Annotated in this window: 10 protein-coding genes, 1 pseudogene and 1 riboswitch; of the genes and pseudogenes, 7 read left to right on the top strand and 4 right to left on the bottom strand. The window is 74.2% G+C overall.

The window, feature by feature from the left end; genetic code table 11:
* Nucleotides 1–199 precede the first annotated feature (199 nt).
* The 3 genes from OG580_RS34680 (at nt 200) to OG580_RS34670 (ending at nt 3888) form a co-directional block, all read left to right on the top strand.
* Entirely contained in the window at nt 200–2380 is a 2181-nt protein-coding gene (locus OG580_RS34680; RefSeq protein WP_267047617.1) for a reprolysin-like metallopeptidase, read from the top strand.
* Between the two features lie 139 nt (nt 2381–2519).
* Nucleotides 2520–2828, top strand: coding sequence for a hypothetical protein (locus tag OG580_RS34675; RefSeq protein WP_267047616.1), 309 nt, complete (start codon nt 2520–2522; stop codon nt 2826–2828).
* Nucleotides 2829–2910: 82 nt separating this feature from the next.
* Nucleotides 2911–3888: a hypothetical protein gene (locus OG580_RS34670; protein ID WP_267047615.1), complete on the top strand. Its 978-nt coding sequence runs from the start codon at nt 2911–2913 to the stop codon at nt 3886–3888.
* Between the two features lie 23 nt (nt 3889–3911).
* Here OG580_RS34670 and OG580_RS34665 read toward each other — a convergent pair whose 3' ends face one another.
* Entirely contained in the window at nt 3912–4457 is a 546-nt protein-coding gene (locus OG580_RS34665; RefSeq protein WP_267047614.1) for an MOSC domain-containing protein, read from the bottom strand.
* Nucleotides 4458–4566: 109 nt separating this feature from the next.
* Complete coding sequence (locus OG580_RS34660) at nt 4567–5664, bottom strand: acyl-CoA desaturase (RefSeq protein WP_267047613.1); 1098 nt, start codon at nt 5662–5664, stop codon at nt 4567–4569.
* 327 nt (nt 5665–5991) lie between these two features.
* Here OG580_RS34660 and OG580_RS34655 point away from each other — a divergent pair, with 327 nt between their 5' ends.
* Nucleotides 5992–8955, top strand: coding sequence for a DEAD/DEAH box helicase (locus OG580_RS34655; protein WP_267048226.1), 2964 nt, complete (start codon nt 5992–5994; stop codon nt 8953–8955).
* Entirely contained in the window at nt 8952–10373 is a 1422-nt protein-coding gene (locus OG580_RS34650) for an SWF or SNF family helicase (RefSeq protein WP_267047612.1), read from the top strand. Before OG580_RS34655 ends, OG580_RS34650 begins: the two co-directional genes overlap by 4 nt.
* On the opposite strand, the gene OG580_RS34645 is transcribed toward OG580_RS34650, so the two are convergent.
* Both OG580_RS34645 and OG580_RS34640 read right to left on the bottom strand, forming a co-directional pair.
* On the bottom strand, nt 10354–11226 hold the full coding sequence (locus OG580_RS34645; protein WP_267047611.1) for a hypothetical protein: 873 nt from the start codon (nt 11224–11226) through the stop codon (nt 10354–10356). The genes OG580_RS34650 and OG580_RS34645 overlap by 20 nt on opposite strands.
* Nucleotides 11227–11470: 244 nt before the next feature.
* On the bottom strand, nt 11471–12325 hold the full coding sequence (locus OG580_RS34640; RefSeq protein WP_267047610.1) for a bifunctional 5,10-methylenetetrahydrofolate dehydrogenase/5,10-methenyltetrahydrofolate cyclohydrolase: 855 nt from the start codon (nt 12323–12325) through the stop codon (nt 11471–11473).
* A gap of 28 nt (nt 12326–12353) precedes the next feature.
* Nucleotides 12354–12462, bottom strand: a riboswitch (ZMP/ZTP riboswitch).
* 322 nt (nt 12463–12784) lie between these two features.
* Between OG580_RS34640 and OG580_RS34635 the strand changes: the two are divergent.
* Nucleotides 12785–13984, top strand: a pseudogene (locus tag OG580_RS34635) (GAF domain-containing protein); the annotation flags it as partial.
* 43 nt (nt 13985–14027) lie between these two features.
* Nucleotides 14028–15551 (top strand): aldehyde dehydrogenase family protein, encoded by a 1524-nt coding sequence (locus OG580_RS34630; protein WP_267047609.1) that lies wholly within the window; start codon nt 14028–14030, stop codon nt 15549–15551.
* The last annotated feature ends 230 nt before the right edge of the window (nt 15552–15781 follow it).

Here is a 15781-nt window from a genome sequence, read left to right as displayed (position 1 = left end):
ACCGACGCCCCGCACCGGGACGCCGAGGCGGCGGGCGGCGCCGCCAGGCGGAGGACAGACGGGCCGGACACCCCGTCGTCCAGGGTGATTCTCCTGATGATCGGGTGATCATGTCGCCTACACGCGGAACTCTCCCTCCAGTTTCTGCAGGTGAACCAGGTGCACGCGGAACAAGTGCCCCGGGAAACAGGAGGAAGAGATGGCCCGCTACAGATGGACGGGCGGTGTGGCCCTCGGCGCGATGGCGCTGGGGGTCACCACCGTGACCGGCTTCGCCCCGGCGCGGGACGGTGGTGAGGCCGGGTCGTCCGGGACGGCCGCGTACGAACGAGACGTGCGGGAGGCCGTGGCTGCGGGGGCGCTGAGCCCGGACAGCGGCGAACGGATCACGGCGCACACCCGCCCTCGTACGGACCCGGGCGCGGGTGCGCGGGCGACCGAGGGGGACGCCGCCGAGGACTTCGGGGCGCAGCACGTCAGGGGCCGCGTCGCCCGCGTCATGCCCGCCGCGCTCGCCCCCGTGTGCGGCAGCGGCTACGGCCGAGAAGTAACGTTTCCCCTCTTCGGCGACGTGACCGTACAGGCCGTCGAGGAAGCCCGTTCGACCGTCGGTTCCACCCTCGTCTGGCACGGGACGGTCGCCGGCACCGCCGACCAGGACATCGTCCTGACCCTGGACGGCGGCTGCGACAAGACGCCCGGCAACGAGATCCTGAGCGGCCAGTTCATGCTGGGCGGCGACCTGTACGCCATCGAGCCGCTGGGGCCCGGCCGGGTGACGATCGCTCAGCTCACCCCCCTCACCGACGAGGACGAGGGGCCCACGCTCGAACCCCCGGCCGCCGCGCTCGCCGCGGAACTCGGCGACAGGGCGACCGCCGTCGAGGCCGAGAACGACACCCGGGCCGCGCTCAAGGCCGCGGCGGCCGCCGCCTGCAAGGGTGGCAAGGGGTACGCCCTCATCGACACGCTCGTCGGGTACACCCCCGGCGCCCGCACCGAGGCGGGCGGCGACGCGCAGATCAAGGCCCTCGCCGCCAAGGGCGTCGCCCTCGCCAACGACGCCTTCTCCGCCAGCGGCACCAAGGTGCGCCTGCGGCTGGTCGGCACCACCCTCGTGACCGTCCCGGCCTCGCTGGACGGTGTCACGAACAAGCTGCTGAGCGCGATCGCCCTGCCCACGGACGGGGTCGCCGACACCGTCCCGCAGCTGCGCGACCAGTACGGCGCCGACCTGGTCTCCGTGATGGCGGCCGGGCGCGCCGCCGGCGGCCTCGGCTACACCCCGCCCGAGCCCGGCCCGTCCACGGCCGCCTGGGGCTACAGCGTCGTCGGACGCGGGGCCATCGGCAACTACTCCATGGGCCACGAGATCGGCCACAACCTGAGCGCCGACCACGACCGCGTCACCCAGCCCGTGCAGCCCGAGAACGGCGCCACCGGCTACTTCCCGGCCAAGGGCGACTGGTCGTCCCTGATGGCGTACGAGTCCAGCTGCCGCAAGTCGACCAAGGGGACCTGCACGCGGATCAACCACTTCTCCAACCCGAAGCAGAAGTACCGCGGCGAGCCGATCGGCATCCCGCTCGGCAAGCCGAACCAGGCGGACTCCTCCGACGTGCTGAGCAGGACGGGCGTCGCCGTCGCCGCGTACCGCGCGGCCAAGACCTCGGACGCGATGTGCGCGGTCACCTCCTCGGTGTCGCCCGCGGGCGCCGGCACCGTCGAGCCCGCGATCCCCGGCCCGTACCCGCCGGGCACCGCCACCGTCCACTCGGCGGTGGCCGCCAAGGGGTACGTGTTCAGCGGCTGGAAGCTCGACGGCAAGGCCGCCAAGGGCGGGGCGACAGGCTTCCGCGTTCCGGCCGGCGACCACACCCTGGTGGCCCTCTTCAAGAAGGGCGCCACCCCGACGTCGGCCGTCACCACCAAGACCAGCGGCAGCGGCACCGTGAAGCAGAGCCCCGCCAAGCGCGCCGAGCAGGAGGGCGCCGACCTCCTCTACGAGGCCGTGCCCGCCGTCGGCTGGGACTTCTCGGGCTGGCGGCTCGACGGGTCGAGCGCCGGTGACGACGACACCGTCGGCATCGATGTCGGCACCGAGGACATGGAGCTCACCGCGGTGTTCGAGCAGCGGCGCCACGCGCTGAAGGTCGCGTGCGAGGGCGGCCGCGGCACCGTCTCGCTCTCGCAGGACGGACCGTACTCGGACGGCGACACGGTCATCGCCACGGCCGTGCCCGACCCGGGGTACGTGTTCGTGGACTGGATGCTCGACGGGGAGCCCTACGGCGGCGACGAGGAGCGTTCCCAGGGGGAGACGGCGGTCAGCTTCGACGGGGAGGGACACACCCTGACGGCGGTCTACGCGCGCGCGTAGGGGCCGTCCGGCGGATCGGGGCCGGACCGGCCCTACGTCGTCCGCCGGCCGGAACGATCCCAACGCCCCCTTCTGTCCCGGCACTTCGCTGTCTACGGTGGAGGTGCCGGGCAGTCGTGCCCGGGGAAGGCGGCGGGCGATGGCACGGGTATCGGAACGACTGCGCAAGCTCCTCCCCTCCGCCCGGCGGGCGCCCGCGACCGCCGCACCCGCGCCCCCGCGCGCGCGGCAGGGGCACAACCTCTTCGAGGCGGCGGCGGTGTACGTGACCGCGTGCGCCGAGGACGACCAGGTCCGGGCGGAGGAGGCGGCGAGCCGGGTCTCCCCCGGCGCGCTCTCCTTCGGCGTCACCGAGCTCGCCTGCCGGGCCCTCATCGCCCTCGCCCGGGAGCGGGACGAGTCGCCGGGCGCCGTGGCCCGATCGCTCCTCGGCCTCAGGGACGAGTGAGGGATTTCTCCGCCACGAACACCCTCGACGCGCGGGTTACTCACTGGTTAAGGTGCGCCGACGACCAGATGGGGAGGCTGCCGTGGGTGGGACGGACCCGAACGCCGAGGCCGGTGCCGCAGGCGATGCCGAGGCCGACGCCGACGCGCTCTTTGTGCTGACCGCGGCGCTGCTGACGCCCGCGCGCTTCCCGAGCGTGCTCGGTGACGACTATCCCGCGGCCTGTGCGGCGCTGGGCCTCCAGCCCTACGCGGACGGGTACGGGCTCGTGTTCGGCCAGGACGGGCTCGGCGCGCGGTGGACGGTCGTCGTCGACGACGTGTCGCTCGTCGCGGTGGCCATCTCCTCCTGGGACTGCGGCATGGCGTACGACCTCTCCCCCGACGAGAACTCCGTGGTGGCCGGCCTGCCGGGCTGGCCCCTCGCCCTGGCCACCGCCGCGCCGGGCGTCCCCGCCCCGCACGACCCGGAGCCGGAGGAGGGCGACCCCGCCCCGCTGGTTCCGCCGTCCGGTGACGAGTGGGGGCCGGCCCAGCGCCGGCTCGGCGCGGACGAGGTGGCGCTCCAGTGGGCGGCCTGGCGCGCCCAGGTGAACGACGAGACACCGGGTGACGGCGCCCCGGGCGCGGCTTCGGGGTCGGGTGCGGCGTCGCACTCGGACTCCGGTGCGGCTTCGGTCCCGATTCCGGGTACGGCTTCGGACCCGGGATCGGGTACGGCGTCCGCCCCGGAATCGGGTCCGGCTCCCGACGCGGGCGCGAGCGCCTCTCCCGCCGCCGTACCCGATCCGTACGACGGAGTACGGAAGGCGCTGAGCGAGCTCCGGGGCTATCTGGAGGAGCCGCCGCCGGTGGGCCGGGTGCGGTCCGCCGGCGGGGCCGAGGGCGGTGCGCGGATGCTGCGCGCGGACGGGCCGGGCTGGTCGCTCGTGGCGCGGACCGACGACATGGCCTTCGTCCTGCTCGACGAGCTGCCGCGCGAGGTGCTGCCGGTCGCCAGGGGACCGCGGCTGCCCTCGCTCCTCGACGCGCTGGACGCGATGGCCGTGCGCCCCTCCTGAGCACGCGTGACGGAGGAGCGGGGTCAGACCCGTTCCAAGGGGCGGTGCGGCCCCTCGGGCAGCTCGGCCCGGATCGTGTCACCGGGCCGTACCTCACCGCCGGTCAGCACGATCCCCATGATGCCCGCCTTGCGCACGATCTCGCCGTTCTCGTCGCGGCCGAGGACCTGCTTGAGCAGTCCGTGCCGGAAGTTGTCGATCTGCGCGCACGGGTTGCGCAGTCCGGTGACCTCCACGACGGCCTCGGCGCCCAGGTGGAGCAGGGTGCCGGTGGGCAGGCCGAGGAGGTCGATCCCCCGGGTCGTGACGTTCTCGCCGAGGTCGCCGGGGGCCACCTCGAAGCCGGCGCCGGCCACGTCCTCGAAGAGCTCGGCGTGGATGAGGTGGACCTGACGCAGGTTCGGCTGGGTCGGGTCCTGGGCGACGCGCGAACGGTGCTTGACCGTCACTCCCGCGTGGACGTCGCCCTCCACCCCGAGGCCCGCTAGGAGGGTGATGCCCTCCCGGTTGGGCTTGGTGAACGAGTACGTGCCGTTGCTGCTGACCGTCTGGACGGTGCCGCTGCTCATGCTGAGGAGCTCCCCTTCTCCGCTGCTGCTCGGTCGCTCCGGGCGGCGGACCGGCCTCGCCCGAACCACCCCGGACCGATGATCACACCGCGTGTGACCGTCTCCGACCCTACTCGGCGCCCTCCGCGCGCTCCGTCCGCAGGGGCTCGCCCACCTCGTGCAGGTGCCCGAGGGCCTGGCGGTACGACTCCACGAAGCCGGTCTCGGTGTACGGCACGCCCAGCGCGGCACAGTGGGCGCGTACAGCCGGCTGGGCCAGCCGCAGGTGGGGGCGCGGCATGCTCGGGAAGAGGTGGTGCTCGACCTGGTAGTTGAGACCGCCGAGGAACCAGTCGGTCAGGGCGCCGCCACGGATGTTGCGCGAGGTGAGCACCTGGCGGCGCAGGTGGCCCCAGCTGTCGCCGTCGGCGTGCTCGTCGGGCCGTTCCATCCCCTTGTGGTTGGGGGCGAAGGCCATCCCCAGGTGGACGCCGAGCAGCATCTGGTGGACGAGGGCGAAGACCAGGGCCTGGAGGGGGTTGAGGAAGGTGAGGAGCAGGGCCGTGTAGCCGGCGAAGTGAGCCAGCAGCAGCGCGCCTTCGACGAGCCGCTCCTTCCGGGTACGGCAGGGGCCGTCCTTCGCGAGCAGCGCCTGGACTCCGTACACCTTGAGGGCGATGCCCTCCAGGGTCGTCAGCGGGAAGAACAGCCAGGCCTGGTGGCGGGTGAGGAACCCGCGCAGCCCCTTGCGGCCGGTGGTCTGGTGCTCGGCGAAGACGAGGATGTCGGCCGCGACGTCCGGGTCCTTGTCGAGGTGGTTGGGGTTCGCGTGGTGGCGGTTGTGCTTGTCGTTCCACCACTCCCGGCTCATGCCGAGGAGGAGGTTCGCGTGGACGAGCTGGATGACGCGGCTCGCCCTGCGGTTGCCGGTGATCTGGGCGTGCCCGGCGTCGTGGCCGACGAAGGCGGCGCGGGCGGAGAGCAGCGCGAGGGGGACGGCGAGCAGGAGCGCCCACCAGGAGGGTCCGATGAGGGCCAGTCCGGCGACGACGGCGGCGATGCCGAGGAGGTTGACGGCGATGCCGCGGGCGTACCAGCCGGGGCGGTGTTCGAGCAGGCCCTGTTCCCTGACCGTCCTCAGGAGGGGGGAGAACTCGCTGCCGCCCCGGGTGCGGGCGGACGCCACGGCGGGGGCGACTGCCGGGGGCAGGAGGGTGGCCTGGGGCATGGCGGGCTCCGGATTCTGTCGGTGGCGCGGGGCGGTGGGGCGGGACGGTAGGGCGGTAGGGCGGCGGGGCGGTAGGGCGGGGCCGTCGGGCCAGGCCGTGTCGCCTACCGAAAACGTACGGATCCGTGATCGCCCGGGGCCATGGCGTCACCACCCGTCCCGGCCGGGGGGCGTCCCGGGGTGCGGGGGTAGGGGGAACCCCACCCCCCACACCCCGCTCCCCCATGTGGCGTGAATCACGCCATTCCTGCGCACATCCGGGCGATCGCGTGAGGTAACCTCGGCGGCTCGGTCCCCAGGTAGTCAAATTTGAGGAATGCGTTGTCGCTGTCGCACGAACCCGATGATTCGACCCGCGAACCCGCCCAGGAACTCACCCTCCACTCCGCCGTCTTCCTCCCCGCCGATCCGCCGCGCGCGGGCCGCGTCGCCTTCTGGTCACCCGAGGGCGATCCCCTGCCGGACGGCGTCCCCACGGACGTCGAGCTCACCGTCGTCGAGCTCACCGTCGTGGACGGCGACAGCCTCCGGCCCGTGACCGTCCCCGCGCACACGCTCTCCGTACGGGACGCCCTGCCGCTGCTCACCCGCGCCCGGTTCGCGGAGCCCGCCTCGCCGGCCGCCTCCTTCTGGGGCGCCGCCTCCCTCCTCGCCCTGGACCTCGTCGCGCGCGGCCTCGTGCTGCCCGGTCTGACGCCCGGCGACCACGACGCGTGGCGGGCCGGTCCGCTCGGTCCGGAGGAGCTGGCGCGGCTGCGCACCCTCGCCGCCTCGATGCCGCCGAGCGCCCACGCCGTACCGCTCTCCGACGACGAACCTCTGCTCCTGCCCGAGCCCGAGGCGCTGCTCCGCGCGTTCGCGGACGCGGTCGCGGACACCCTGCCCCGGAGCCCGGCGGCCTCCCTCGCGGCCGGCGGGCCCGCCTTCGCGGCCGACGCGCCGCAGTCGATTCCCGAACAGCGGGGCTGGGCCGCCGATGTGGCGGCGGGTCACGACGCGGGCGTCCGGCTCTCGATCCGGCTCGAACTCCCCGGCTTCACCGCCGAGGCGAGCGAGGCCCCCGCCTTCCGCGCGGTGCTCCAGCTCCACGGCGTCGCCGACCCCACGCTCGTCGCGGACGCGGCGGACGTGTGGGCGGGTGCCGGTACGACGGCGGGCGCGTTCGGCCCGCGCGCCCGGATGGACACGCTCCTCGCGCTCCGGCGCGCCTCCCGCGCCTGGCCGCCCCTGGCCCCGCTCCTCACGGCTGCCGTGCCCGACACCGTGGAGCTGGCCGACGAGGAGGTCGCGGAGCTCCTGGGCCCCGCGGCCCGGGCCCTCGCGGCGACGGGCGTCCAGGTCCACTGGCCGCGCGAGCTCTCCGACCGGTTGACCGCCCACGCCGTGATCGGCCCCTCCGTCACGGAGGGCGAACAGAACGGCGCGCGGTACGGAATCGGCGACACGCCCGTCGACGACGGCGCCGCGTCCCCGCTCGACGGCGACACACCGGGCGAAGGCCGCGGCCCCGGCGGCTCGCTGCCCTCCTTCCTCTCCGCCGACGCCCTGCTCGCCTTCAACTGGCGCTTCGCGGTCGGCGGGCACGAGCTGACCCGGGCCGAGCTCGACCGGCTCGCCGAGGCCGGCCGGCCCCTCGTCCGGCTTCGCGACCGCTGGGTCCTCGTCGACCCGGCCGAGGTGCTCCGCGCCCAGGCCCAGCAGGACCGCAAGGTCACACCCGTGGACGCCCTGTCCGCGGTCCTCACCGGCAGGACCGAGATCGACGGCCGTCCCGTCGAGGTGGCCGCGTCCGGCTGGCTGGAGCGGTTGCGGGAGCGGCTCGCCGACCCCGAGGGCGGCCGTCCGGAGGTCGCGCAGCCCGCCGCGCTCACCGCGACCCTGCGCGACTACCAGCTGCGCGGGCTCGACTGGCTGCACCGGATGACCTCGCTCGGCCTCGGCGGCTGTCTCGCCGACGACATGGGCCTCGGCAAGACGATCACGGTCATCGCGCTCCATCTGCACCGGCAGACCGACCCGGCCTCCGCCGGGCCCACACTCGTCGTCTGCCCGACCTCGCTCATGGGCAACTGGCAGCGGGAGATCGAGAAGTTCGCGCCCGGCACGCCCGTGCGGCGCTTCCACGGCGCCACGCGCGACCTGGGCGGCCTCGCCGACGGCGGCTTCGTCCTCACCACGTACGGCACCATGCGGCTCGACACCGAGCGGCTCGCCGCCCGGAGTTGGGGACTGCTCGTCGCGGACGAGGCACAGCACGTCAAGAACCCGTACTCGGCGACCGCGCGTGCGCTGCGGACGATCGGGGCACGCGCGCGCGTGGCACTGTCCGGCACACCGGTGGAGAACGACCTCTCCGAGCTGTGGGCGATCCTCGACTGGACGACACCGGGCCTGCTCGGCAGCCTCGGGGCGTTCCGTACCCGCTTCGCCGCCGCCGTCGAGGGCGGCGGGGACCCGGCCGCCGCCGAGCGGCTCGGCGCGCTGGTCCGCCCGTTCCTCCTGCGTCGCCGCAAGTCGGACCCGGGCATCGCGCCCGAGCTGCCGCCGAAGACGGAGACCGACCGGACCGTCTCCCTGACGCCGGAACAGGCCGGTCTCTACGAGGCGGTGGTCCGCGAGACGCTGGAGGCGATCGCCGAGGCCGACGGGATGGCGCGCCGCGGCCTCGTCGTGAAGCTGCTGACCGGTCTCAAGCAGATCTGCAACCACCCCGCCCAGTACCTCAAGGAGGACCGTCCGAGGATCGAGGGGCGTTCGGGCAAGCTGGAGCTGCTCGACGAACTCCTCGACACGATCCTCGCCGAGGGCGCGAGCACCCTGGTCTTCACCCAGTACGTGGGGATGGCCCGGATCCTGGAGGCGCATCTCGCGGCGCGGGGCGTGCGGACCCAGTTCCTGCACGGCGGTACGCCCGTCGCCGAGCGCGAGGCTATGGTGGCGCGTTTCCAGGCCGGTGACGTGCCCGTGTTCCTCCTCTCGCTCAAGGCGGCCGGAACGGGGCTCAACCTGACCCGTGCCGAGCATGTCGTGCACTACGACCGCTGGTGGAACCCGGCCGTCGAGGCGCAGGCGACCGACCGCGCGTACCGGATCGGTCAGGACCGTCCGGTGCAGGTGCACCGGCTGATCGCCGAGGGCACGATCGAGGACCGGATCGCGGCCATGCTGGACCGCAAACGGGAACTGGCCGACGCCGTTCTCGGGACGGGCGGGGACACCCCGCCGGAGCTGACCGAACTGACCGACGCGGAACTGGCGGAGCTCGTACGGCTGCGAGGGGACGAACGATGAGCGGGTACGGACACGGGGGCGACGAGCGGACCTTCGAGGCGCTGCCGCCCGCGAAGGGCGCGGCGTTCACCAGGACCTGGTGGGGCCGGGCGTGGCTCAAGGCGCTGGAGGACACGGCGCTCGACGGCCAGCAGCTCAAGGCCGGGCGGCGGCACGCGCGCGCGGGCGCGGTGGGTGCCGTGTCGGTGCGGCCAGGCCGGATCACCGCGATCGTCAAGGACCGCGACGGTACGGCGCACCGCAGCGACGTGCTGGTGCGGGAGTTCTCGGAGGAGGAGTGGGAGCGGCTGCTCGACCTGGCCGTGGACAGCGCGGGGCACATCGCGGCGCTCCTCGAACGCGAGATGCCGCCGCACCTGGTGGAGGACGCGGCGGTGGCCGGTCTCGATCTGCTGCCCGGGATCGGCGATCTCGATCCGGAGTGCGGGTGCGAGGCGTGGGACCACTGTCCGCACACCTCGGCGCTCTGCTACCAGGTGGCACGGCTGCTCGACGAGGACCCCTTCGTGCTGTTGCTGATGCGGGGGCGCGGCGAACGGACCCTCCTCGACCAGCTCCAGGAGCGCAGCGCGCGGCGGGCCGCGGTGCCTTCGGCACCCGGCGGACGGGCGGAGGCCGGGCCGGAGGGTCCGGGCGGTCTGCCGGGCGTGTCGGCGGCGGAGGCGTACGCCGCGCGCGACATCCTGCCGCCCCTCCCCGCTCCCGCGCCGGCCCCGTCCGCGCCGGGCGAACCGCCGTCCCTGGACACGGAGACGGAGCCGGAGCCCGGGGTCGACCCGACGGCGCTGGAGTACCTCGCGAGGGACGCGGCGGCACGCGCCCACCGGATGCTGGTCGCGGTCCTCGGGGCAGGCGGCGCACCGGCCGTTCCCGACCGGGGCGTGTCGTCGGCCGGTGGCTTCGGCGGGCCGGAGTCCGTGGAGCCGTCGCTGACGGTCGCTCAGGACGCGGCGCGGCTCGCGGCGGGCTCCCCCGAGTCCTGGATCGCGGCGCGGCTCGCCGTCGGTTCGGGCAGGACGCGGGCGGAGCTGGACGTGGCCACGCGCGCGTGGCGGTTCGGGGGCAGCGCCGCCCTCGCCGTACTGGAGGAGGAGTGGACGCCGGACGCCGAGACCCTCGCCCGCGCGGCGGCGCGGCTCGCGGAGGCCTGGGAGGACGACGAGCGGCCCGTGCTGCGACGGACGGCCGGTGCGCGCTGGACCGTGGTGGGCGCCGAGGCGCAGCTGCGCCTCGGGACGGACGGCCGCTGGTGGCCGTACCGCAAGGCCGGCGCCCGCTGGTCCCCCGCGGGCCCGGCGGACCGCGACCCGGCGTCTGCCCTGGCGGCGGCGCTGGCGACCGACACCGCGCCGGCCGGCGGGGCCGGCGGGAGCTTCGGGACCACCCGGGCCGGGGGCGCTACCGGAGGCGGGCGGTGAGCTTGTCGCCGCTCGCGGAACGGGCGGCCAGGCTGCAGGCGGCGGTGTCCGAGCCCAGCAGGTAGCTGGTGCGGTAGGGGTACTGGACGAAGGTCGTCCACCGCGTGCCGAGCGGCTGCAGGGCGGCCTTGTCGCGCAGCGGCACGCGGCAGAGTTCCGTCGCCGCCTCGCGCACCCGCTGGTCGTCGGCGTAGGAACCGGTCAGGCGTGGCCGGGCGACGAGCTCGGCGTCGTGCGGCGTGTTGCAGGAGCGGCGGAGGGCGGTGCCCGGCGTGTCGCGGTCGATGTCGAAGCAGTCGCCGACGCGCAGCGCCTCGAAGGAGACGGGCCGGGCGGGCGGCCGCGTGCCCGTCGGTGCCGTGGAGGCCGCCGGCCTGGTCGTGGCAGGGGCGGTGCTCGGGGTACGGGAGGAGTCCGGCGAGGCGCTCTCCCCCTGCTGCGGGTCGGAGCCCTTCTCCGTCGCCGCGGCCGTCGCGCCGCCCTCGGGCGTGCTCGTCGGCGTATTCGTCGGCGTGTCGCCCGCGGGAGTGCCCGTCACCGGCGCGCCGGTCGGCGGCGCGTCGGCCTTCGGGGTACGCGTCCCCGCGGCGTCCTGCTCGGTGACGGCCGGGGCCGGTACGGCCTCCGGGCCGCCCCCCGGCTCCCCGTAGGCGGCTCCTTCGTGGTCGCCCCAGCCGCCGACGGCCGTGAAGCCGCCCACGACCAGGGCGGCGAGGAGCAGCGGGACGAGCGGGACGCCGAACCACCGCGCGCGGCGCGCGGCAGGCCCGGGCCGGGGCGCCCCGAGGCGCACGACACGCGGCCACGCCACGCCGGCGGCCCGCTCGGCGGAGTGGGGCGCGGACACGAACACGGAGGCGTTCGTCGGGCCTGACGAGAACGGGGCATCGTCCGGGCCGGACGCGCCAGGCCCGGAGTCCGGCGGCGGGCTGACGGTCGGTTGGTGCGGCACAGGGACCAGGGTTCCCTGTCGACGGCCGTGTGGCGAGTGATCCGGGACCGTTGGCCAAGGCCTGTACGGAATCGTGACCATCACCGATGACACATTGTCCGAGCATGCCCGGACAATGCCCTCCCCTTTCCCTACGGCCCCGCTCCTACAGACCCAGCTGGCGCTCAGCGCCCTCGACCGTCTGGGCGAGCAGCACGGCGATCGTCATGGGGCCGACACCGCCGGGGACCGGGGTGATGAGGGAGGCGCGCTCGGCGGCGGACGCGAAGTCGACGTCGCCGATGTTGCCCGGGTTGTAACCGGCGTCGATGACGACGGCGCCCGGCTTGATGTCCTCGCCCTTGATGAAGGCGGGCTTGCCGACGGCGGCCACCAGGATGTCGGCCTCGCGGATGACGGAGGAGAGCTCCTGGGTACGGGAGTGGCAGTACGTGACGGTGGCGTCGCGGCCGAGGAGGAGGAGACCGGCCGGCTTGCCGAGGATCGCGCTGCGGCCGACGACGACGGCCCGCTTGCCGCTCAGCTCGACCTCGTACGCGTCGAGGAGGCGCATGATGCCGCCGGGCGTGCAGGAGACGAAGCCGGGCAGCCCGAAGCCCATGGCGGCGAACGAGGCCATGGTGACGCCGTCGACGTCCTTCTCGGGGGCGATGGCCTCGAAGGCGGCGCGCTCGTCGATGTGCGGGCCGACCGGGTGCTGGAGCAGGATGCCGTGGACCTCGGGGTCCTCCGACAGCGCGGTGATCGCGGCGACGAGCTCCTCGGTCGTCGTGGCGGCGGGCAGTTCGACGTGCCTGGAGCGGATTCCGGCCTTCGCGCAGCGGTTCTGCTTCATCTTCACGTAGGTCACGGATGCCGGGTCGGCGCCGACCAGCACGGTCGCGAGGCACGGCGTGACGCCGGTGCGGCGGGTGACCTCGGCGGCGCGGGCGGCGGTCTCCTCGACCGTACGGCGGGCGAGGGCGGTGCCGTCCATGAGGGTGGCGGTGCTGGTGGACATTGCTGCTCCTGGGCGTCGTCTCTGACGGATGGTTCGCCCAGGCGCACGGCAGCGGCACGGCCGCCCCGATCGGGTGCGGTCCACCGGGGCCGCTCCCCGGTGGTGATCCACCTCAAGCGCCAGTCACGGCCCGAGCCCCACTGTACGTGAGGGGCCGGGGGCGGGTCCCGGACAGGGTGCATATGCCGGGCTGCCGGGGCGCTTGTCGGCGGCCCGGGTGCGCACGACGATGAGCCCGACGTGCAGGACGACCTCGACGGGGAGGCCGAGTTGAGCGATGCGTGGGTGGCAGGGACAGTGGGTCGGGGCCGTGCGGAGTCGACGGAGGGGGCGAGGGCAGGTGCCGCCCCTGACCGCGACCGCGACCCCAGCCCAAGCCCAAGCCCTGACCGCGACCACAGCCATAGCCCCGGCCGCGACGGCGGGCCCGGCCCCCAACCCCACCCCAACCGCGATCCCGGCCGCCCGGATCCGATGCGGCCTCTGGTCGCCGCCTCCTGGCGCCGTTCCGTACGGGCAAGGGTGAGCCAGGAGGGCGAGGCCCGGGTCGAGCTGGACGAGGACGAGCTGGCCGCGCACCGGGACGGTCATCCGCTGGCGGCGGCGATGCCGGTGATCCGGGAGCTGATGGGGGCGTACGCGACGGACGGGGAGCATCTGCTCGCGGTGTGTGACGCCGCCGGGCGGATGCTCTGGGTGGAGGGCCATCCGACAACCCTGCGCCAGGCCCGCGCGATGAACTTCGTGGCCGGGGCCCGCTGGTCGGAGTCGGCGGCCGGGACGAACGCGCCCGGCACGGCGATCGCCGTCGACCGGCCGGTGCAGGTCGTGGCCACCGAGCACTTCCGGCGGCCGGTGCGGGCGTGGACGTGCGCCGCCGCTCCCGTGCACGACCCGTACAGCGGGCGCGTGCTCGGGGCGGTCGACATCACGGGCGGGGAGCGGCTCGCGCACCCGCACAGCCTCGGCTTCGTCCAGGCCGTGGCGCGCGCGGCCGAGTCCCAGCTGGCGCTGCTCGGGCCGCCCGCGCAGGCGGGCCGGCTCCGACTCTCCGCGCTCGGTCGCGACGAGGCGGTGGTCTCGATGGCCGGGCGGAGGGTCCGTCTGTCCCGCCGTCACAGCGAGATCCTGGTGGTCCTCGCGCACCGCCCGGAGGGGGTGGGCGGCGACGAGCTCCTGACACTGCTGTACGAGGACGAGTCGGTCACCCCGGTGACGCTGCGGGCGGAGCTGTCCCGGCTCCGCGCGCTGCTCGGCCCCGACGTGCTGCGGTCGCGCCCGTACCGGCTGGAGGGCGTGGTGGACGCGGACTTCACGACGGTCGACCGGCGGCTCGCCTCGGGGGCCGTCTCGGCGGCGGCCGCCGAGTACGCGGGCCCGCTGCTGCCGGCCTCGCTCGCCCCCGGGGTCGTACGGCTGCGGGAGCGGCTGGCGGACCGGCTGCGGGCGGCGCTGGTGGAGCGGGGCGATCCGGGGCTGCTCGCGGACTGGGCGTACAGCACGTGGGGCGAGGAGGACATCGCGATCTGGCGGGCACTGTGCACGGCCGTCCCGGCGTCCCAACTCCCTCCCGTACGCGCCCGGCTCGACTCCCTGGAGGCGGAACTGGCCTGCGATGCAACGGGATTGCAACGTTCGGGTCCGCAGACTCGACGGTGAGCGCCGGCCAGGGACGGCCGGCGCACCGAGGGAGGCCATGCCGATGACCCGATACGCCGCACCCGGCACCGAGGGCGCGCTCATGTCGTACGCGGACCGCTACGACCACTGGATCGGTGGCGAGTACGTCGCCCCGGCGCGCGGCCGGTACTTCGAGAACCCGAGCCCGGTCGACGGCCGCACGTTCACCGAGGTCGCCCGCGGTACCGCCGAGGACGTGGAACGCGCGCTCGACGCGGCGCACGCGGCGGCTCCGGGGTGGGGCCGGACGGCACCGGCGGAGCGCGCGAGCGTCCTCCTGAGGATCGCGGACCGGATGGAGAGCAACCTGGAGGCGCTCGCGGTCGCGGAGAGCTGGGACAACGGCAAGCCCGTACGAGAGACGCTGGCCGCCGACATCCCGCTCGCGATCGACCACTTCCGCTACTTCGCGGGGGCGCTGCGGGCCCAGGAGGGTTCGCTGAGCGAGATCGACGACGACACCGTCGCATACCACTTCCACGAGCCGTTGGGCGTCGTCGCGCAGATCATCCCGTGGAACTTCCCGATCCTGATGGCGGTCTGGAAGCTCGCCCCGGCGCTGGCGGCGGGCAACGCGGTGATCCTGAAGCCCGCCGAACAGACCCCGGCCTCCGTGCACTTCTGGCTGAGCCTGGTCGCGGACCTGCTGCCGCCGGGCGTGCTGAACATCGTCAACGGCTTCGGCGAGGAGGCGGGCAAGCCGCTCGCCTCCTCGCCGCGCGTGGCGAAGATCGCGTTCACCGGGGAGACGTCGACGGGCCGCCTGATCATGGGGTACGCGTCGGAGAACCTGAAGCCGGTCACGCTCGAACTCGGCGGCAAGTCGCCGAACATCTTCTTCGACGACGTGTGGGCGGCGGACGACGACTTCCGGGACAAGGCCCTGGAAGGCTTCACGATGTTCGCCCTCAACCAGGGCGAGGTGTGCACGTGCCCGTCGCGCGCCCTCGTCCAGCGCGGCCACTACAGCGAGTTCCTGGAGGCGGCGATCGCCCGCACGGAACAGATCGTCCCGGGCCACCCCCTGGATCCGACCACGATGATCGGCGCCCAGGCCTCCGCCGAGCAGCTCCGCAAGATCCTCTCGTACCTGGAGATCGGCCAGCAGGAGGGCGCGAAGATCCTGACGGGTGGCCGGCAGGTCACGTACGACGGGGACTTGGCGGGCGGCTACTACGTCCAGCCGACGATCTTCGAGGGTGACAACCGCATGCGGATCTTCCAGGAGGAGATCTTCGGCCCGGTGGTCGCGGTGACCTCCTTCACCGACTTCGACGACGCGATCCGCACGGCCAACGACACGCTGTACGGCCTCGGCGCCGGCGTCTGGACCCGCGACACGAACACCGCCTACCGCGCGGGCCGCGCGATCCAGGCGGGCCGCGTCTGGACGAACTGCTACCACGCGTACCCGGCCCACGCCGCTTTCGGCGGCTACAAGCAGTCGGGCATCGGCCGCGAGACGCACCGCATGATGCTGGACCACTACCAGCAGACGAAGAATCTTCTCGTGTCGTACTCGCCGAAGAAGCTCGGCTTCTTCTAGCGGCACGAAAAGAGGCGCCTGACCTGGGCCTTTGCCCGTCAGGCGCCTCTCGTTTGCCTTGCCGAGAAAAGGGTCTCGTTTGCGCCGAAACTCCCCGTTCATCCCACCGGTATCCCACTCCTGACCAGCTCTTCCGGACCAGTCACGGACCACCCCCCAGACGCCTCGCCCCGGCTGACGCGGCCCCACTCCTCCATGGACTGCTCGATCCGGTCACGGCCGACCGGGAC

Origin of the sequence: Streptomyces sp. NBC_00094 (assembly GCF_026343125.1) — a bacterium.
Classification (GTDB): domain Bacteria; phylum Actinomycetota; class Actinomycetes; order Streptomycetales; family Streptomycetaceae; genus Streptomyces.
Note: the sequence above shows the minus strand (reverse complement) of the source record. Positions and strands in the feature narration are given on the sequence as shown.